Raw genomic sequence first — 19,136 nt, 5'->3', positions numbered from 1 at the left:
CGACCAATTTTCAATACCGCCACAAGTCCTTTTCCACGCTGTCCGAATGCCCCTTGTCGGTGAAGGCATACTTGTCGCGACCGCGAAGGGGTGCACGCATGACAGATTGGGCTTCGGTCCTGACCGAACTGATTCCCCTCGCCTTGGTGATCGCCCTTTCTCCACTGTCGATCATTCCCGCGGTCCTGGTGCTGCAATCCCCCCACGCCCGCATCACCGGCCTGACGTTTCTCGCGGGCTGGCTCGTGGCCATCGGCGTACTCACCGGGGTTTTCGTCCAGCTGTCCGGCCTCATGCCCGAGGCCGGCCATCCGTCGACGACGGCGTCGTGGGTGCGCATCGTGATCGGCGTCCTGCTGGTCGTCTTCGGCATCTACCGCTGGGCCAACCGCAACCACGACGCTCCCGAGCCGGCCTGGATGCGGAAGCTGACCAGTGTCACCCCCGGCCGGGGCTTCGTGACCGCCGCGGTGCTCGCGGTCGTGAACCCGAAAGTGCTGTTCATGTGCGTCGCCGCCGGTCTGGCGATCAGCACCGACGAACTCCCCCACGCGGCTGCCTTGGCATCGGTGCTGTGTTTCACCGTGGTGGCGGGCAGCTCGGTCGCCATCCCGATCCTGACCTACGCCGCCGCCGGCGAACGGCTGGACCCGGCCATGGCCCGCCTCGGCGCCTGGCTGCACCGCCAGCACGCGGTGCTGGTCGCCGGAATCCTGATCGTCATCGGACTTCTCGTGGCATACAAGGGCCTGAGCCACCTCTAGGACTACCGTTTAACCATGTCCGAGTCCGGCTTCGGCGATTTCGAGTTCGAACGAAAGTTCCTCGTCCGCGACCTGCCCGCTGTCACAGCGTCCGACCCGAGCCCTGCCCTGATCGTGCAGGCCTACCTGTTCGCGTCCGATGGCTATGCCGTCCGGGTGCGCGTCCAGGGCCCCGCTCCGGCCGATCTCAGTGATCCGGCGCTGGACCTCATCGACGCCATCGGCAGCGACTCGATCGGCACCATGACCGCCAAGGGCCCGGCCACCGGCGGCACCCGCTATGAGGCCGAACGCGAACTCGATCCGTTGGTGGCCGGCGAAATCGTCCGTCGCGCCGAGCACGTCGTCACCAAGGTGCGGTATTCGGTGTGGCTGGGTGAGGACGGCTGGATCATCGACCGATTCACCGGCGGCAATGCCCCGCTCCTGCTGGCCGAGGTCGAGCGCGGCGGACCGGTGGTCGACCTGGCGATCCCGACGTTCTGTGTCACCGAGGTGTCCGAGGACGACCGGTTCCGCAACGAGTACCTGGCCCACCAGCCGTACGGCACGTGGGCCGACGCACACCGGCGCGAACTCGACCGGCTGGGCCCCAGCTTCGTCAACACGTTGGGGCAGAACCACTTCGACGATGCCTGATGGGACTTGACGACCGCGAAGCGCTGATGACGGTGCGGGCCGTGGTCGACCCTGCGCGCGGCGGGGACGACGTGATCGGCCGCTTCTACACCCGGTGGTTCGCCGGCGACCTGTCGGCGCGCGACCTCTTCCCACCCGACCTGGCCGGCCAGCGCACCGCCTTCAGCCAGGCGCTGTTCTGGGTGCTGGGCGAGTTCATCGAGCAGCGCGCCGAGGAGCCGGTGGCATTCCTGGCCCAGCTCGGCCGGGATCACCGCAAATACGGTGTGGGACATCAGCATTACGCGGCGCTGCAGGACGCGCTGCTGACCACCCTGCGCGATGAACTCGGCGACCGCTGGGATGCCCGGGTCGCCGAGGCCACCACGCATGCCGTGGACCTGATCGTCGGCGTCATGCGCGGCGCGGCCGATGCCGAACAGACGCCGCCCTATGTCGACGGCACCGTCGTCGAGCATCTGCGCGTCACCCGGGATGTCTCGGTGGTACGACTGCAGCTCGACCAGGCGCTGCCGTATCACGCCGGGCAGTACGTCGCGGTGCAGGTGCCGCAGTGGCCGCGACGCTGGCGACACCTGAGTCCCTCGATGCCGTCAGATGCCAGCGGCGCCATCGAGTTTCACGTCCGCTCCGTCAGCGGCGGCATGGTGAGCACCGCGATCGTCAACCAGACCGCGCCCGGCGACCGCTGGCGACTGTCCAATCCGCATGGCGGAATGCATGTTTCACGTTCCGACGGTGATGTGCTCATGGTGGCCGGCAGCACCGGACTCGCCCCGCTGCGGGCGCTGTTGATGAATCTGTGCCGCGAGGCCGAGAATCCGCGCGTGCACCTGTTCTTCGGCGGGCGCTACCCGTGCGACCTGTACGACCTGCGTGTCCTCTGGGAGATCGCGGCCACCAATCCGTGGCTGTCCGTCACGCCGGTGTCCGAGTACTCCACCGATCCGCCGTGGGCCGCCGACTATCCCGATGTGACGCCGCCGCGCGGGCTGCACGTGCGGCAGACGGGGCTGCTGGCAGACGTCGTGACGAGCTACGGCAGCTGGGGCGACCGGCAGATCCTGCTGTGCGGCGGGCCCGCGATGGTCACGGCGACCAAAGCCGCCCTGATCGCCAAAGGCGCACCACCAGAACGTATTCAGCACGACCCGTTGGCCCACTGACGCTGGAGGAATCGATGGCCGAACTCGACACCGTCGTCTTGCGCGACCCCGAGTCCGCGATGAGGGCGACGTTCGTCCCCGGTGCCGGCATGATCGGCACGTCGTTCGCCGAAGGCGATCTCGAGTTCCTCGGCCAGCGCCGCGGCCTCGACGCCTACCTGGCGAACGCCAAGACCATGGGTATCCCGCTGCTGTATCCGTGGGCGAACCGGTTGGGCGCCAACACATATGACGTCGACGGTGGCGTCGTCACGTTGACGCCCGGCTCCGGCGGTGTCCGTACCGACCCGCACGGCGCACCCATGCACGGTGTCCTGGCCGCGTACCCGGGTTGGGTGATCGTCGAGCAGTCCGCGAATTCGGTCACCGCCGCAGTCGATTTCAACCGGCCCGGCCTGTTGGCGTCGTTCCCGTTCCCGCATGTGCTGACGCAGCGGGCCACGTTGGTGGGTCGTGTCCTGTCGGTCGAGACGACCGTCCGGCCGTCGGCGTCCGCAGCGGTGCCGCTGTGCTTCGGGTACCACCCGTACCTGACGATTCCGGGTGTGCCCCGTGAGGATTGGGTACTGGAGACGCCGGCGATGCGGCACCTGCCGACCGATGATCGCGGATTGCCGTGCGGTGTTGTCGAACCGTGGCCGGCGCAGTCCGCGCCGCTCGGCGACACCGCCTACGACGACGGGTTCGACCAGGTGCCCGACGGCGCGCAGTTCATCCTCAGCGGTGGCGACCACCGGATCACGGTGACGTTCGAAACCGGCTACCCCGCCGCGCAGCTGTTCGCGCCGCCCGGCGACGCATTGGTGGCCATCGAGCCCATGGCCGCGCCCACCGACGCGCTGCGTCGTGGCGGCCACCGCGTCGCGGCGCCGGGTCGACCGGCGACAGCGCGGTTCTCGATCACGGTCAACTGAGTTCCGAAATCGCGGCCGGTGCCGCACACTTTCTGACGTGGATACGCAAGACCGCCTCGACCGGTGGGAACACCGCGCGGAGTGGCCCCTGGCCGCCGTCGCCGCCCTGTTCCTGGCCGCGTACAGCATCGAGGTCCTCGTCCAGCCGACGGGCCTGCTCGCCCGGCTTCTGACCCTGGTGACCTGGTTGGCGTGGGCGGTGTTCACGGCCGACTACGCGGCGCGGCTCTACCTGGCCCCCGACCGCAGGCAGTGGTTCTTCCGGCATCTGGTCGACCTCGCCGTCGTGCTGCTGCCGCTGCTGCGGCCGCTTCGTCTACTCCGGCTGGTCGTGCTCGTCGGTGCCCTGCAGAAGGCCATCGGCAACGCCATTCGCGGCAAGGTGATCATCTACACCATCTCGGGCGCCGTGCTGTTGGTGTACGTCGGGGCGCTGGCGGTGTACGAAGCCGAACGCGGTGCGCCGGACGCCCACATCACGAGCTTCGGCCTGGCGGTGTGGTGGGCGATGACCACCATCACCACCGTCGGCTACGGCGACATGTACCCCGTCACCACCACGGGTCGAGTCATGGCCAGCCTCATGATGATCGGCGGCATCAGCCTGGTCGGTTCGATCACGGCGACCATCGCGTCATGGATCGTGCAGAGCGTGTCGATCGACGATCAGAAACAAGACGCCGTGACGGCGGCGCACATCGAAGACCTGCGAGGTGAGATCGCGCAACTGCGGGAGTTGTTGCGTGACAAGGTGAGTGGAGATGCAACTCCGGTCAACTGAGCCGCCTGACAGCTAGTCCGATTCGTTCCGTTGGCCACGCTCTGCACGCAGCACGCCTTCATTTGGGTCAAAGATCAGCACAAGGGAATCACCAAGGCGAACTCCAGCGGCCTTGGCGAGGCGGCGAATTGATCCCATGTTGGGCGCAGCGGGCTCGGACAGTGCCCACGCAACGGAGACGGACCCGCTGGATGTTTCGAAGTCACGGCGGTTCCCCGGCGTCACACCAATCGCCTGTGCGACAGGCGGATCGATCGACAAGCCCGAGCCTCGGAGAACGTGTGCGGTCACTGGGATTGCAATTCCGATGCAGCCGTCGGACTGGCGAACTGCTCCAGGCACGGTGCTCAGTGAAGGTACTGGTGGCCATGCGTCTTCGGGGCCTCGGCAACGCACCATGCCCCCTTCGGTTACGAACGCGAGAGTCGCCAGGTACGTACGGACTGAGCTTTCCTTGATGTCCGGGAATGCCTTGAGCATGTCGTCAAGCAACGTCCGCACCGGCATCCGCCCGCCGGCAGCCTCGATACGGTTGGTCAGTTCTTGCGCGATGCCGCCGTACTCGGGATAACTCCACCCGGCCAAGGCCCATCCAGTTCGGCTCGTTCGCCTAAATGTGTCGTTGCCGTGCAACGCTTTCAGTACAGATTTGGCGCTGGCCGAATCCCCCACCATGTCGCTGATTTCTTCGGCAGTCATCGGCCGCCCAGCAGCGTCCAATGCCGCTACGATTTTGGCCCTGAGCCCAGAGCGCGGCGGCAGGTAGGCGCCGCCGATCCTGCTCAGTGCCAGCGTGTCCAAATACGGAGGCACTGCATCTCGCCGCATCCCTTCGGCTGCGAGTTCCCGAGTCAGCGCTTCCAGGGTCTGGGCGGGCTCGCCACGGAACAGCCTCCGGACACAAGCATCGACCCGTCGAAGTCCGCCCTGCGACGCATCTTCGAACCAGTCCCCACGCTCCTTGTACGGCCCGGCGACGTACAGCAACAGCCGGGCGGCTTCGCTCGTCGGCTCTAGCCCCAGCTGCTGAATCTCTGACTCGACTGTTTCTCGCGGCACATAGATGCCGAGCCTGCGGCGCAATTCATCTGCCGACTGCCGGATCCGAAAGTGGCCAGGTTCGCTGAGTAGTTCCGCGAAGCGCGACCGAATCCGGCTCTCGTTTCGCCACAACCAGGTCGGGTGCACACCAAGCTCTTCGGCGAGTCGCTCTTGAGTGACTTGAGTGGATCCCCATGCTCGAGCGCGCAGAACGTGGTGGTCGCGCTCCCCGATGCCAGCCACCAATCGATCGAGCCCGTCTGCAAGCGACGGTTGAGGACCGTCCACAGAGTCCGCCAATTGGCTCACTGCGTCATGTGCTGCCGCCACGATCGACGCGACGGTACGGACCCCGCTCGATCGGGATTCAAGCAGTTCGGCGATCGTCGTTTCGGCGATGTCGGACCACGTTGTGTAGCGCGATGCGTACAAACTCCGCGCACGAGGCGGCAACTTTCCGTACGGAATGCGCAGGTTCGCGACCGCATCAAAGCCAGCGACGAGTTCACCAATCTGAGCGTCTTCGGACACCCACAATCTCGGTGCAGGATCGGTCGAGGCCACTGGCAAGAATCGCTCTAGGTATCTGCTTCGGATGGATGTCGGGCCGCAGTCAGCGTCAAGCGCAAACTTGTGCTGTCGACGACAGCCCAATCCTATCGGGGCCATGACGCGCCACTCGAAAAGTCAGCGAAGCCACGCGCCTCGCACGATCTGCCCACACTTTTGGTGCAGGTAACCGCTCTTCCGGCCCACTATCCTTGTTGGGACGACTGATAACCGCCCCGGCGTAAAATCGGTCCGGGGTTGTCGTGTGAAGGGGGCGGCGTGGACGTAGTCAAGGTCGACACAGAGATGCTGCGGCATCAGGTGGCGAAACTCGAGGAGACTATCGGTCATCTCGAGTCGCATGAGAAGACGGTCGGGCACGCCATCGACTCATTCGGTGAGGCACTGAAGGGCGACACGGGCAAGGCCGTCGCGGCGGCTCTGAGCAGCTATCAGAAGGCGATGGCCGCACTGCGCACCGAGCAACACGGCATTGCTGAAAAGCTGCACTCCGCGGTTGCGGCCTACGACTCGACCGACACCAACGCCGCCTCAGGGCTGACCCAAGCAATGCATCTGTAGGGGGACATCAATGGCCGAGCAAGAGTGGCACTTTGCGAAGATCGAGCAGACGGTCGGCGACCTCAAGGATGAGCACAAGCGGTTGAATGACGTTCTGGCCGAGGAGCGCGCTCGGATTCAGATGGTCAGCAGCGACATCTGGCACGGCACCGCTCGTGAGGGGTGGCAAGCTGCCGAGCGCTCGTGGGGTGAGAAGGCCGACGCTGCGCTGGAAGCCTTGAACAAGCTGATCGGCGCCATCCAGGGCGGTCATGATTCGATGGAATCCGCCGAGGGGAAGCTCAAGGGCAAGTTCGGCTGACCGACTCAGGGAGGGGAATTCGGTGTCGAGTAGTCACCGTCCGCTGGGGGCGCATCGCAGGGCGGGCAGCAGATGACGCCTACGTTGAAGGTTGATACGACCCAACTCGCGGCTGCCGGTCAAGCGTTTCAAGCAGCGTCGGACGCGGTGCCGGCTGCTCCGGCTTTCTACATTCCGCCCGCTGCAGATGCGCTGTCGTCTGCCGCGGCGACCAATGCCCCAAAGTACGCGGACCCGATAACGACCGGCTTGCCCAAGCTGAAAACCGAGACCGCGGCCTATGCAGCGAATATCAAAGACGCGGCGTCCACCTACGCGACGACTGATCAACAGGCCGCGGCAGACGTGCTGAAACAAAAGCTCGATGATCCGGCAGGCCAAGGGTCTGGCGGCGGCGGTGGCGTGCCAGGCGGTGGCGGCGGGGCGGGCTCACCCGGCGGCGCCGCCAATTCGGCCAAAGCTGGCGCAACGTCCGCGGCCGCACCAGGCGCGCCAAGTGCCGGTGGGGATCCGATGAGCCAGCTGAGCCAACTCGGCCAGATGGGCGGCCAGATGCTGCAGATGCCTATGCAGATGGCCCAGGCAGCGGGAGCAATCCCGCAAGCGGCGATGCAGATGGCCCAGCAAGTGGGCCAGCAGATCGGCCAAATGGCCGGCAAGAAGGGCGAGTCCGACAAGGACAAGCCAGAAGACGCTGCACAGAAAGCTGCTGACGACAAGAAAACCGACGACGAAAAGAAGTCGGCAGACGACAAAGACAAGTCGCAGGCGCAGTCCGAGAAAGCGCAGCCGAAGGCTCCGGTCGAGGGCAAGCATGCTGCAGCGCCGATCCACGGTTCAAGCGCTCCCCCCGTCCCCCCGTCCTCGTCTGCACCACGCCACGCGGCACCGACCCGACCCAATGTGGAGGAACAACTGTGACCCAGCCACCGCAGTCCGGCCCGTGGGGTGCTCAGCCCCCGCAGCAGCCCGGAAACTGGCAGGGCTACCCCGGTGGACAACATGGGCCGGGTCCGCGGGGGCAGTGGAACCCGCAACAGCAGTGGCCGAATCCAGCTCCTGCTCCTCAGAAGAAGGGCCCGCTGAAGTGGATCCTCGGTGCAATCGCCCTGATTGCTGTCATCGCGGTCACCGCCGTGGTGGCGGTGTCATGCGCGGGTGGCAATGGTTCCAACAATGGGAACGGCGGCGGTACACCATCATCGGGTTCGAAATCCGACATCGCTAGCGCTAACGACACTGGACCTGTTTCGGTGATAACCGAGGACCCGTCGTGTGCGCCGTGGGGTCCGATTAATGACACGCTCGCCAACGTCACCAAGAACGGCGGTTGGAGCACTCGAGACGCGGCAATCCCTGCTTCCGAATGGACGCCAGAGATGCGCACAACATACCAAATCGCCGCGGACGCATTTCGTACGTCAGCCGATCAAGCAATACCTTTGATAAAACTAACCACGCACCGAGTGATGCGCGAACTCTACCAGCAATACGTAGCATACATGCGAGCATTTGTTGACCGAGTCTCGAATTATACCGCAAATGACAACGATCTTGTCGTAACTGGAGCTACGCTCGGTGGCGTTATCAACGGCGTTTGCCAGGCGATTACGTTCGGTTCAGCCGCTGCTCGCGGCCCACTCGTCCCAACCGCGGAGCCGCCCTCATCAATTGCACCGATCGGCAATGCAGACAAGCCAATTCAATTTCTCACAGCGCCGTACCAAGGATGCCAGGACTGGAACCGGTCGGTCGACGATATTCTCAACGACCCAGCCTATATCGCATGGAACAAGCAAGACAGCAGCATTCCGGCGAGCAGCTGGTCGCCTCAGTATAAGGCCGAGAACGAGGCAGTGAAACCGCTCTTTACTCGGTCCTCCGACGTCGTTGAGAAACTCGGTCGGCAAAGCTCAAATCCAGTAATTGAAGACTTCGGAGTCCTGGCAGCGCAGTACGGCCGCGCGTTCAACCAAGGAATCTCCACATACACCCGTTCAGACATCTACCTATTCAACGTTTTTCAGCGTGCTCCAGGAGCTATTAGCGCTGCATGCAACGCCGTGGGGGTGCGTTAATGAGCGACAGGCAAAGGCCAAGCGGCGCCGAAGATATGCTGGAGCCGGGCGCTTGGCCGGATGCCAGCGAGACACAATTCCACAGGGTTGCACAAGATTGTCTCGATGCATTGCGGAATCTCGTGAACAACGGCATGCATCCATGGGATACGAATCTTCGCGATACGTTCCGCAACGGTGGAGGAAACTGGTCCGGAAGCGCCGCTGGAGCTGCGGACGGCAAAGGCGGCAAGATATTGACCAACTTCGCCGCAATGCAGAACCACTTGACCGTGGCAGCTAACTGGAACAATGACCTGTCACATACGATCGCAGGCGCGAAAGACTCGATAATAAACAATGTAAACAATGCAAAAGCTGACATTGAGAAGATATCGACCGACGCCCCAAATTACGAAACACTGGTAAGAAATAGAAAGACCCAGTGCTACAACGACAACCTCAGCGTTGTTAAGACAGCCGCTCAGGCCGCGGTACCCCCAGAGTCCTACAAGCCCCGAGCGACAGACCAACAACTCCTTGCAAATGGCTTACCCGAGGCACCTGGGGCGGCACCCATTGCTCCTACAACAACGGCACCACCCCCAGCACCAAAAGCCGGGGAGGGCCCGAAATTGGAGGGTACCGAGGCACAGAATCAGCCCAGCCCCCCTGCGCCAAACAATAAACCGACACCCGACGAGCCCGCCGGACCGAAGGCTGGCCTCGGTCCAAAGACCCCGGTAGTGGCGGAGCAAGACCATCCCGCTCCTGGATCACCGGGTGGTGCAGCAACACCCGTGTCGACACCAGCAACGAAGGGCGGCGACGGTCCCAAAATTGCGGCACCACGTCAGCAAGACCCTGCTCCAGCACCCGGATTACCCGCCGTCAATGACCCGACATCGAACGGTTCCACACCCGGCGGCAGCATGGTCACATCACCACTGCAACCTGGTCCCCGACCGGCAAACTCGACGTCCGCAGGCGGTAGCACGACCACGACCACAAGCCCCGCAGGCAGCGCTTCTTCGGGTGGCCTCGGCGGCACCACTGGTGGATCCGGCACGCCCCAGTCAGGAAGCCCGACCGGCCAGCCGACCGCAGCGCAGCAGCCGGGCAGCCAACCGAACAATCCACTGCAGCAGGGATTGCAGCAGTTCGGTCAGGGTCTGCAGAGCGGAGCGGGTAACACTTCACAACCGCTGGCGGCAGCCCAACCGGCGACGCAACAACCCACTACGCCGCCGCCCCCGGCAACCCCGACTGGCGCAGCTGGCGGCACGTCCGGGACGAGTGCCGCTCCCGTCGGCGCCGCGTCGGCGGCGGGCGGTGGCGGTTCCGTCGGCGGGCCAGCGGCTGCAACGCCGGCCGCGCCGGCAGCACCGTTGGGCCCTGCCCCGACACCGTCTCCGGCGGCACCGGTCGCACAACCCGGACAGGGCGGCCCCGTCGGACCAACAGGCCCAGGTGTCGCCGCGGCCGGTACGAACAACCAGCAAGCTGCTGCCGCGGCCGCGCCGATCCCGGTCAGCCCGGCGCGCGCAGAGCGCGACGCCATGGCAGCGGCCGCCAAAGCCGGCCTGCTGCAACGTAAGTCGGCGGGAAACACCGACGCAGATATCGAAATCGCGCGGCGCATTTCCGCGGCATTGCATGCGCCGCCGTCTATTCCGGCCGCCAGCTATCAGTTTGTGTGGGCAGTCGGTGTCACGTCCGAAGGGCAGATACTGGCGGCCAACTCGTACGGGATCGGCTACATCCCTGACGGGGTGAAGCTCCCGGGGCAGGTGACGCTGGTCAGTGCGGATGAGGCAATCTCGCCGGCTGAGCGCGGCCGCTGGGTGAATGTTCCGTTCCTCGCATTGCAAGGCTGGGCGCAGTTCCACGGCAAGACGCTTCGCGCGATCATCGGCACGCCTGACGAGGTGAAGCCCTACAAGTCGAGCATGCATGCCGAAGAGTTGGCACCTGATGACATTCCCGCCGATGGCACCATGCAAGGTCGGTCACGGCTGCAGGTGATCGCGCCGGAAGCAGCTGCGCGACTGGAGGAATGGTCTGACGTCACGCTGTACGAGGCGCTGCCGCCTCGACCGGTGCAGGATGCCCCACCCGACGCCAAGCAGACGATGAAGCTCTGGGTAGAGACCATCAAGCCGCTATTGCGCACCACCGGCACCAATGGTCCGATCGATCATCTGACCAAGCTCATCGCTTACGCCGACCACATGCAGAACATCGAGCTGTACAAGGCGTACACCGCCCCTCATGTGGCCGCGCAACGCGAAGCGATGTCGGACTGGATTTACTGGCAGCACGTTTCGTCGATCTGCCAGGACGCCACGAATCCTGTTCTTGGCAGTGTTCAAGCGTGAGCGACCACAGCGACGGATGGGAACGTACCGCGGTCCGGCCTTTCGAGGTTTTCCCAGAGCTCTATCGGCACATGGACATCCAGCTGCTGTCGGCGATCGCAAAAGGCGACGATGCTAGCCGCGCGGCTGCGATCGGTGCTGGCAGTCGTGAGGTAGTTGAGCGAATCGCACGTCTACATGAACCATGGGTTCTGAACATCGATGCGGACTCCACGATCGAGTCGATCGACCGGCACGCCCTAAAGCTGTTCGAGCGCGGTGCGCCAGAGATCGGAGAATGGGTCCAGCGCATTCTCGGTCATTGGCGGCGGCAGCGGTCCTGGTTCAACGTAACTGTCGACGTCGTCGCCGCGGCTGACAACAAGGACCTGAGCCGCGTCACCATCGCGTCTGCCGACTGCATCAGACGCGCCACATTTGCGTTCTTGGACGTCGATTTTGGCCCTATCCCACCGCTGTCGAACGACCCGTTCTACGGGGTATTGCTTGCCGCTGGCGAAATTTTCACAACCCACCGCGACCAGATTCCTCTTCGGGTGCAATTCGATTGCGTCGGCGGGCTGGCTGCCACACCCGAGCACAACCCCTGGGTGGCAGCGCTTATCGATCAAGAACTCGTGATCTACCGTCGGCTCTATCGAGTGTTTTTCCAACTCTTGGAACAAGCCGGCATGTTCGACGACCGTGACGACGACCGCGAGTTCTTCTACACACCTGACGAGGTGGACCGCCAAACCCGTTGAACCGCTGGGGTTCAGCTCCGCTGCGAATTCCCCCGCCGCCGCGGTTCCCACAGCACCAACGCCGTGCTGGGCTTGCGGACGCGTTCGAGTTCGGCGGTCACCTCGGCGAGCCGGGCCTGCAACGCCTCGACCTGATTCGTCAGCTCGATGATGCGCTTGATGCCGGCCAGGTTGACGCCCTCGTCCTGGGACAGGCGCTGCACCTCGCGCAGCAGGTCGACGTCGTGCTGCGAATAGCGCCGACCGCCGCCCGAGGTGCGTTGGGGGCTGACCAGGCCGAGCCGGTCGTATGTCCGCAACGTCTGTGCGTGCATACCGGCCAGCTCGGCGGCCACCGAAATCAGGAAGGTCCGCGCTTCCTCTGTCTTACGCCGGGCACTCATAGCGACCCCGCCCAACCGGCCCGCGGATCAAATCCACTGGCCCGCTCTGCTTTTGCGTACGCCTCAAGCGCCTCCGCCGCTTCACCCTCGAGGTTCGGCGGCACAGCCACCTTGACGGTGACCAGCAGGTCGCCATGACCGCCGTCGCTGCCGCGCTTGGGCACACCGCGCCCACGCACGCGCAGGATGCGGCCGTCGGACGTGCCCTTGGGCACCCTGACGCCAACCTTGCCTTCCAGCGTCGGCACGGAAAGCGTTGTCCCCAATGCCAATTCATGGAAGCTCACCGGAACGGTGACGGTGAGATCGTCGCCGTCACGGCCGAACACCTTGTCGGGCCGGACGTGCACGGTGACATACAGGTCGCCCGAGGGCGCCCCGCGTAGACCCGCTTCGCCCTGCCCGGCCAGCCGGATGCGCTGACCGTCGGTGACACCCGGAGGGATGCGCACGTTGATGGTGCGCGTCCGGGTGGAGACGCCGGTGCCTTTGCACTCGTCACACGGGTGCTCGATGATCGAGCCCGTGCCGCGGCATTCGGTGCACGGCTCCGAGAAGCCGAACGCACCCTGGTTGCGGTTGATGACGCCGGCGCCGTTGCAGTTGGGGCACACCTTCGGGCTGGTGCCCGGGCGCGCGCCACTGCCGTGGCAGTTGGTGCAGGGTGCCGGGCTGGTCAGGCGCAGCGGCATGGCCACGCCCTTGGTCGCTTCCAGGAAGCTCAGCTCGGTTTCGGTTTCCAGGTCGTTGCCGCGGCGCGGACGGCTGGGGCGCGGCTGCTGCGCGCCCCGGCCGAACAGGCCGCCGAACAGGTCACCGATGTTGGCGCCGCCGGTCTGCCCCGCCTGGTCGAACAGGTCGCCCAGGTTGAACTCCGACGCGTCGCCGCTGAAACCTCCGAAGCCGCCTCCGCCGCCGCTGAACCGGCGGCCGAATCCACCGTTGGCGAAAAGCCGCCGGGTTTCGTCGTATTCGGCACGCTTGGTGTCGTCGGTCAGGATCTCCTTGGCCTCGGTCGCCGCTTTGTAGCGTTCCTCGGCCGCGGGGTTGTTCGGATTGCGGTCCGGATGGTTGTCGGCCAGCACCTTGCGCGCGGCGCGCTTGATCTCATCCTTGGTGGCGTCAGAGGTGACGCCGAGTTCCTTGTAGAAGTCCTTCTCGACCCATTCACGTTGAGCCATGTCGCGTCACCTCCTCAGCGTCGCTCGGTTACTCGTTTGATTCTGATTTCTGTTCGGTCGCAGCGTCGGTATTGGCGGGCGTGTCGGGCGCATCAGCTGCGGGTTCGGCGTCGACGACACCGACCAACGCGTGCCGCAGCACCTGCTCACCGAGCTTGTAGCCGCGACGCATGACGGTGCCCAACACCGGGTTGGAGCCGTCGCCCTCGTGCTGAACGGCCTCGTGCAGCGACGGGTCGAACGCGTCGCCCTCGGCGCCGAACGACGTCAGCCCTAGGCCCTCCAGCGCACCGGAAAGCTTGTCCGCCACCGACTTCAGCGGTCCGGACTCCAGATCGCCGTGGGCGCGGGCCCGCTCGAGGTCGTCGAGCACCGGCAAGAACTGGTGCACGACAACCGCTTTGGCCCGTTCGGCCGCGGCCTGCTCCTGACGGACCGACCGCTTGCGGTAGTTGTCGTACTCGGCCTTCAGCCGCTGCAGGTCTGCTTTCAGCTCGGCGGCTTCGTCGGTCACCGGAGCCTCCGCGGCCTCGCCACCTTGACCAGTGGCCGGGGAGCCCGGCGCCGACCCCTCAGGGGCCGACGCCGGAGCGCCCTCACGCGGTTCGCCGGTTTCCGGATCGATGCGCCGCTTGTCGGTGATGGTCACCGGCTCGTGCGAATCGTCCTGGCTCACTTGTTCTCCTGATCGTCCTCGACAACCTCGGCGTCCACGACGTTGTCATCTGCGGCGGCGCCACCCGGAGCACCCGCACCGGCGCCGGCGGCCTGCTCGGCCTGAGTGGCCTCGTAGATCGCCTGGCCCAGGGCCTGGCTCTCGACGCCCAGCTTCTCCATGGCCGTCTTGATGGCGGCGATGTCGGTGCCGGCGAGCGCCGTCTTGGCCTCGGCGATGGCACCGTCGACCTTGGTCAGCGTCTCCTCGGGGACCTTCGAGCCGCCCTCGGCTTCACGCTGGTCCTTGACGAACTTCTCCGTCTGGTAGACGAGCGACTCGGCCTGGTTGCGGACGTCGGCCTCTTCGCGACGCTTCTTGTCCTCTTCGGCGTGCGCCTCGGCGTCCTTGATCATCCGGTCGATCTCCTCCTGGGACAGGCCGGAGCCTTCCTGGATCTTGATCGTGTTCTCCTTGCCCGTGCCCTTGTCCTTGGCGGTCACGTGCACGATGCCGTTGACGTCGATGTCGAAGGTGACCTCGATCTGCGGCACACCGCGCGGGGCCGGCGGGATGCCGGTCAGCTCGAAGCTGCCGAGCAGCTTGTTGTGCGCGGCGATCTCACGCTCGCCCTGGAAGACCTGAATCTGCACCGACGGCTGGTTGTCGTCGGCCGTGGTGAAGGTCTCGGACCGCTTGGTCGGGATGGTGGTGTTGCGCTCGATCAGCTTGGTCATCACGCCACCCTTGGTCTCGATACCGAGGGACAGCGGGGTGACGTCAAGCAGCAGAACGTCCTTCACCTCACCCTTGAGCACACCGGCCTGCAGCGCGGCGCCGACGGCGACGACCTCGTCCGGGTTGACGCCCTTGTTGGGCTCCTTGCCACCGGTCAGTTCCTTGACCAGCTCGGTGACGGCGGGCATACGGGTCGAGCCACCGACGAGGACCACGTGGTCGATGTCGGAGACCGAGATGCCGGCGTCCTTGATGACCTGCTGGAACGGCTTACGGGTGCGGTCCAGCAGATCCTGGGTGATGCGCTGGAACTCCGAGCGGGTCAGCTGCTCGTCGAGGAACAGCGGGTTCTTGTCGGCGTCGACCGTGATGTACGGCAGGTTGATCGAGGTGCTCTGGCTCGAGCTCAGTTCGATCTTGGCCTTCTCGGCAGCCTCACGCAGACGCTGCATGGCCATCTTGTCCTTGGTCAGGTCGATGCCGCTGGTGCCCTTGAACTTCTCCACGAGCCAGTCGACGATGCGCTGGTCCCAGTCGTCACCACCGAGGTGGTTGTCACCGGAGGTCGCCTTGACCTCGACGACGCCCTCGCCGATTTCCAGCAGCGAGACGTCGAAGGTGCCACCACCGAGGTCGAAGACCAGGATGGTCTGTTCCTTCTCGCCCTTGTCGAGGCCGTAGGCCAGGGCGGCCGCGGTCGGCTCGTTGACGATGCGGAGCACGTTCAGGCCGGCGATCTGGCCGGCTTCCTTGGTGGCCTGACGCTGAGCGTCGTTGAAGTACGCCGGGACGGTGATGACGGCGTCGGTGATGTCCTCACCGAGGTACGCCTCCGCGTCGCGCTTCAGCTTCTGCAGCGTGCGCGCGCTGATCTCCTGCGAGGTGTACTTCTTGCCGTCGATGTCGATGGTCCAGTCGGTGCCGATGTGGCGCTTCACCGAACGGACGGTCCGGTCGACGTTGGTCACGGCCTGGTTCTTGGCGGGCTGGCCGACCAGCACCTCGCCGTTACGCGCGAACGCGACGACCGACGGGGTGGTCCGGGAGCCCTCAGAGTTTGCAACGACGACGGGGTCGCCGCCCTCCAGCACCGCGACGCAAGAGTTGGTGGTCCCGAGGTCGATACCGACCGCACGAGCCATAGTGATGCCTCCTGATAGACATTGATGGGTGATCTGAGCGAACTGCGCTCAAGCTTGCTATCGGATGGGGTCGTCTGTCAAGCCATACTTGAGTCTGTTGCACTCAACTTCTTGTCGGTCGGTCCAACCTGGGTGGTTGGCGATCTATTCCCGAATCCCCAAAAATGTCTATCCGGACCTGTTGACGCAGGTCAGGCTGGCGCTTTGGTGACCATCGCCCGCACTGAATCCGGCAGTTCGGCCGTCGACCACTCCGCCCGCTGCGGCTCCCCGTAAGAGACGGAGAACGGCACGATGCCCGCCCAGGCGTCGGTTTCCTCATCCGGCTCCGCGATCGGGCCGCCGTTGACCTTGTACACCCAGTCGCCGTCGACGATCGGCAGCGAGATGACGTTGGTCGCCGCGATCTCCTTCGGCAACATCGCGCGCACCTCGGCGGTACGGCCGGGGATCAGCAACTCACTGAAGCGCTCGAGCAAGGCCGCCCGATCCTCCCGGCGTGCGGGTTCCACCTCGCCGTACAGCACCGCCGATCGGTAGTGCACCGATGAGTCAAAAGTGCTGTGCGCCACCACAAGCGCGTCCATGGCCGTCACACAGAAGGCGACCTGCGCACCCGCCCCCTTCGTCCCCAGCGCACCCGCGCCGGTCGACCCGTGGATGAGAATCCGGTCGCCGTGACGGACGTACAGCGTCGGCACCGCAAGCGGCCGGACCTTGCCGTTCGGCCGAGCCACGTCGCCGATGCTGAGCACGCCCCACCACTGCCCATCGAGGAACTCCTCGAGAGCGGCGCGCGCCGTGGACTGACGACCGTACTTACGGGTGACCTTTTCCATGAGTCCAGATCACCATGATTGCGGCCTTGCCAAAATAGCCAGAATTGCTCATTTCCAGCAGGCCAGTATTCTGACCGAGTGGCGCGGCACACCCGGGCGGTACATCTACCTCTCGACACCACCGACCTCAGCGCCAGGGCCGTCGCGAGCCAGCTGGTGGCGCTGATCGCCGCTGGGCAGGTCGGCGACGGCGACTGGCTGCCGTCGACGCGAACGCTCGCACACGAGCTCGGGGCCTCGCGGACGATGGTCGCCGCCGCCTATGACGAACTGGTCGCGGCCGGGTTCCTCGAAGGCGTGCCCGGCGCTGGGACCCGGACGACCGTCGGCGCCACGGCAGCTGCCCGCGCCGGGCTGTCCAGTCGCGCGCCCCGCCTGGAGACGACGAACGTCGCGCCGGCACCGCATGCCGCGGTGCACCCCACCGGTGTGGTCGATCTGCGCCCCGGCACCCCCGACACCGGACTCATCGACATGCGGGCCTGGACCCGCGCGTGGCGGGCCGCCGCGTCTGCCCCACCGACGATGCTCTCGCCATGGCAGGACACCGACGATGCCTTCACCACCGCCATATCCCGCCACCTGCGCACCAATCGGGGTGTCGACACCGACACGGTTTTCGACATTCCGGGATCGACCGCAGCCTTCCAGACTCTGGCGGCCGTGAGTGGCCTCACCCGCTGTTATCTCGAGTCGCCCTGCTACCCCGCCGCTGCGGAAGAATTCATCCGCGCCGGCCTGCAGCCGGTCTTCGTTTCCGTCGACCATGACGGCCTCTGCGTCGACAGGCTCGGCAAGGAGGCCGGCATCGTCTACACCACACCGGCTCACCAGTACCCGCTCGGGCACCGGCTCTCGGTGAATCGCCGGGCCGAGCTCGTCGCGTGGGCCAAGCGCACCGGCTCGATCGTCATCGAAGACGACTACGACGGGGAGTTCCGCTACGGCGTCGCGCCATTGCCCGCCATCCGGTCGATTCCCGGCGCCGGCGAACACGTCGCCTACGTCGGCACCGCCTCCAAGATGCTCGCGCCGAGCCTCGGCGCCGCCTGGTTGGTGCCGCCACTCCCCCTGCGAGACGCGGTCCAGACTTACCTCCGCGACCACCGCATCGCGGTCTCCACCATCACCCGCATCGCCCTCACCGAACTGATCACCGCCGGGGAACTGCAACGGCACCTGGCCCGGGCCGGCCGCGAATACCGTTGCCGCCGAGATATTCTCATCACCGAACTCGAGGCACGCTGTCCCGACCTCGAAGTGCTCGGCGTCCAGGCCGGGCTGCACGTCGCCATCCTGCTGCCCGCCGGCCGGCGCGACCGCGACGTGGCCGCATCCCTTGAGGCCGCCGGTCTCATCGTCACGCCACTGTCGAATTTCCCGCAGCGGCCCGGCTCCGAGATCAACGGCATCGCAGTGAATTTCGCGCACATTGACCGGGCGATCGCCAGGCGCTTCGCCGATTACACTGCGGCGGCTCTCGCCCAAGGCGCACCATTGTGAGATGAATGCCGACCCGCACACGGCAGTCGACGAGATTGCCCCCGATATCTTCCGGCTCTCCACCTGGATTCCGGACATCACCGAAAACGGCTTCACCTTCAACCAATTCCTGCTGACCGGCGACGAGCCATTCCTCTTCCACTGCGGCCAACGACAACTGTTCCCACTGGTCTCGGACGCCATCAGCCGAGTCATGCCACTGCCGAAGCTGCGCTGGATCTCGTTTGGGCACCTCGAGGCCGACGAATGCGGCGCGATGAACCTGATGTTGGCCGCGGCGCCTCATGCCGAGGTCGTTCACGGCGGGCTGGCCCTGATGCTGTCGCTGGTCGACATGTGCGACCGACCGCCCGTCGCCGCCCCGGACACTGTGCTGGACATCGGCGGTCACCGACTCAGATTCATTGCCACACCCCATGTTCCGCACAACTGGGAGGCGGGGTTGTGGTTCGACGAGACGACCTCCACCCTGCTCGCCGGCGATCTGTTCACCCACACCGGACACTGTCCGCCGCTGACCGAATCCGATTGCGTGGTCCCGGCACTTGAGGCGGAGGCCATCTTCCACGCCACCGGACTGACGACGAACCTCGCGCCGACACTCGAGCAGCTCGCCGCGTTGAATCCGTCGACGCTCGCCCTCATGCACGGTTCGTCCTATACCGGCGACGGCGCGGCGCAGCTCCGAGCACTGGCCGATGGGTGAACCATCCCGCGTTTGATGCGCACCTCCTTCCTTGGGAAGGTGCATGTCATGCCGAGCAAGTACGACCCGGAGAC

19 protein-coding genes are annotated in these 19,136 nt (G+C 65.4%); 13 read left to right on the top strand and 6 right to left on the bottom strand.

Annotated elements, in window-relative coordinates; translation table 11 throughout:
* The first annotated feature begins 98 nt into the window (after window positions 1-98).
* From ACJH6J_RS14505 to ACJH6J_RS14485, 5 genes are read left to right on the top strand one after another with little or no spacing between them, the layout of a single operon-like run.
* Complete coding sequence (locus ACJH6J_RS14505; protein ID WP_212808148.1) at window positions 99-764, top strand: GAP family protein; 666 nt, start codon at window positions 99-101, stop codon at window positions 762-764.
* Window positions 765-779: 15 nt separating this feature from the next.
* Window positions 780-1,403: a CYTH domain-containing protein gene (locus tag ACJH6J_RS14500; RefSeq protein ID WP_212808147.1), complete on the top strand. Its 624-nt coding sequence runs from the start codon at window positions 780-782 to the stop codon at window positions 1,401-1,403.
* A complete protein-coding gene (locus tag ACJH6J_RS14495) occupies window positions 1,403-2,569 on the top strand; it encodes an FAD-binding oxidoreductase (RefSeq protein WP_212808146.1) in 1,167 nt (388 codons plus the stop codon). Before ACJH6J_RS14500 ends, ACJH6J_RS14495 begins: the two co-directional genes overlap by 1 nt.
* 14 nt (window positions 2,570-2,583) lie before the next feature.
* The gene (locus ACJH6J_RS14490) at window positions 2,584-3,483 is read left to right on the top strand and encodes an aldose 1-epimerase (protein ID WP_212808145.1); all 900 of its coding nucleotides are present in this window, start codon (window positions 2,584-2,586) and stop codon (window positions 3,481-3,483) included.
* A gap of 37 nt (window positions 3,484-3,520) precedes the next feature.
* Window positions 3,521-4,264 carry a potassium channel family protein gene (locus ACJH6J_RS14485; protein WP_212808144.1) on the top strand — a complete coding sequence of 248 codons (744 nt, stop codon included), beginning with the start codon at window positions 3,521-3,523 and terminating at the stop codon, window positions 4,262-4,264.
* Window positions 4,265-4,276: 12 nt separating this feature from the next.
* Here ACJH6J_RS14485 and ACJH6J_RS14480 read toward each other — a convergent pair whose 3' ends face one another.
* On the bottom strand, window positions 4,277-5,836 hold the full coding sequence (locus ACJH6J_RS14480; protein ID WP_212808143.1) for a hypothetical protein: 1,560 nt from the start codon (window positions 5,834-5,836) through the stop codon (window positions 4,277-4,279).
* Between the two features lie 297 nt (window positions 5,837-6,133).
* Between ACJH6J_RS14480 and ACJH6J_RS14475 the strand changes: the two genes are divergently transcribed.
* The 6 genes from ACJH6J_RS14475 (at window position 6,134) to ACJH6J_RS14450 (ending at window position 11,915) form a co-directional block, all read left to right on the top strand.
* On the top strand, window positions 6,134-6,436 hold the full coding sequence (locus tag ACJH6J_RS14475) for a WXG100 family type VII secretion target (protein ID WP_212808142.1): 303 nt from the start codon (window positions 6,134-6,136) through the stop codon (window positions 6,434-6,436).
* A gap of 10 nt (window positions 6,437-6,446) precedes the next feature.
* The gene (locus ACJH6J_RS14470) at window positions 6,447-6,737 is read left to right on the top strand and encodes a WXG100 family type VII secretion target (protein ID WP_029120443.1); all 291 of its coding nucleotides are present in this window, start codon (window positions 6,447-6,449) and stop codon (window positions 6,735-6,737) included.
* Between the two features lie 72 nt (window positions 6,738-6,809).
* Window positions 6,810-7,658 carry a hypothetical protein gene (locus tag ACJH6J_RS14465; RefSeq protein ID WP_406775134.1) on the top strand — a complete coding sequence of 283 codons (849 nt, stop codon included), beginning with the start codon at window positions 6,810-6,812 and terminating at the stop codon, window positions 7,656-7,658.
* A complete protein-coding gene (locus ACJH6J_RS14460; RefSeq protein WP_406804121.1) occupies window positions 7,655-8,815 on the top strand; it encodes a hypothetical protein in 1,161 nt (386 codons plus the stop codon). The genes ACJH6J_RS14465 and ACJH6J_RS14460 overlap by 4 nt, the downstream gene beginning before the upstream one ends.
* A gap of 1,538 nt (window positions 8,816-10,353) precedes the next feature.
* Window positions 10,354-11,172: a secretion protein EccK gene (locus ACJH6J_RS14455; protein WP_406804120.1), complete on the top strand. Its 819-nt coding sequence runs from the start codon at window positions 10,354-10,356 to the stop codon at window positions 11,170-11,172.
* Entirely contained in the window at window positions 11,169-11,915 is a 747-nt protein-coding gene (locus ACJH6J_RS14450) for a hypothetical protein (protein WP_406804119.1), read from the top strand. The genes ACJH6J_RS14455 and ACJH6J_RS14450 overlap by 4 nt, the downstream gene beginning before the upstream one ends.
* 11 nt (window positions 11,916-11,926) lie before the next feature.
* Here the strand turns inward: ACJH6J_RS14450 and ACJH6J_RS14445 are convergent, their stop codons facing one another.
* The 5 genes from ACJH6J_RS14445 to ACJH6J_RS14425 form a co-directional block, all read right to left on the bottom strand.
* Window positions 11,927-12,298: a heat shock protein transcriptional repressor HspR gene (locus ACJH6J_RS14445; RefSeq protein ID WP_226520508.1), complete on the bottom strand. Its 372-nt coding sequence runs from the start codon at window positions 12,296-12,298 to the stop codon at window positions 11,927-11,929.
* A complete protein-coding gene (dnaJ, locus tag ACJH6J_RS14440; RefSeq protein ID WP_133428483.1) occupies window positions 12,295-13,479 on the bottom strand; it encodes a molecular chaperone DnaJ in 1,185 nt (394 codons plus the stop codon). Before dnaJ ends, ACJH6J_RS14445 begins: the two co-directional genes overlap by 4 nt.
* Window positions 13,480-13,507: 28 nt before the next feature.
* The gene (grpE, locus tag ACJH6J_RS14435) at window positions 13,508-14,155 is read right to left on the bottom strand and encodes a nucleotide exchange factor GrpE (RefSeq protein WP_133428482.1); all 648 of its coding nucleotides are present in this window, start codon (window positions 14,153-14,155) and stop codon (window positions 13,508-13,510) included.
* Window positions 14,152-16,014, bottom strand: a complete 1,863-nt coding sequence (dnaK, locus tag ACJH6J_RS14430; protein ID WP_133428481.1) for a molecular chaperone DnaK — start codon at window positions 16,012-16,014, stop codon at window positions 14,152-14,154. Before dnaK ends, grpE begins: the two co-directional genes overlap by 4 nt.
* A 191-nt stretch (window positions 16,015-16,205) precedes the next feature.
* Window positions 16,206-16,853 (bottom strand): pyridoxamine 5'-phosphate oxidase family protein, encoded by a 648-nt coding sequence (locus ACJH6J_RS14425; protein WP_406804118.1) that lies wholly within the window; start codon window positions 16,851-16,853, stop codon window positions 16,206-16,208.
* A 78-nt stretch (window positions 16,854-16,931) separates the two neighbouring features.
* On the opposite strand from ACJH6J_RS14425, the gene ACJH6J_RS14420 reads away from it, so the two are divergent.
* Window positions 16,932-18,356 (top strand): PLP-dependent aminotransferase family protein, encoded by a 1,425-nt coding sequence (locus tag ACJH6J_RS14420; RefSeq protein ID WP_406804117.1) that lies wholly within the window; start codon window positions 16,932-16,934, stop codon window positions 18,354-18,356.
* A 1-nt stretch (window position 18,357) separates the two neighbouring features.
* Window positions 18,358-19,062, top strand: coding sequence for an MBL fold metallo-hydrolase (locus ACJH6J_RS14415; RefSeq protein WP_406804116.1), 705 nt, complete (start codon window positions 18,358-18,360; stop codon window positions 19,060-19,062).
* Window positions 19,063-19,136 lie beyond the last annotated feature (74 nt).

The sequence above is a fragment of the Mycobacterium sp. SMC-18 genome, assembly GCF_045310895.1.
GTDB lineage: Bacteria > Actinomycetota > Actinomycetes > Mycobacteriales > Mycobacteriaceae > Mycobacterium.
Note: the sequence above shows the minus strand (reverse complement) of the source record. Positions and strands in the feature narration are given on the sequence as shown.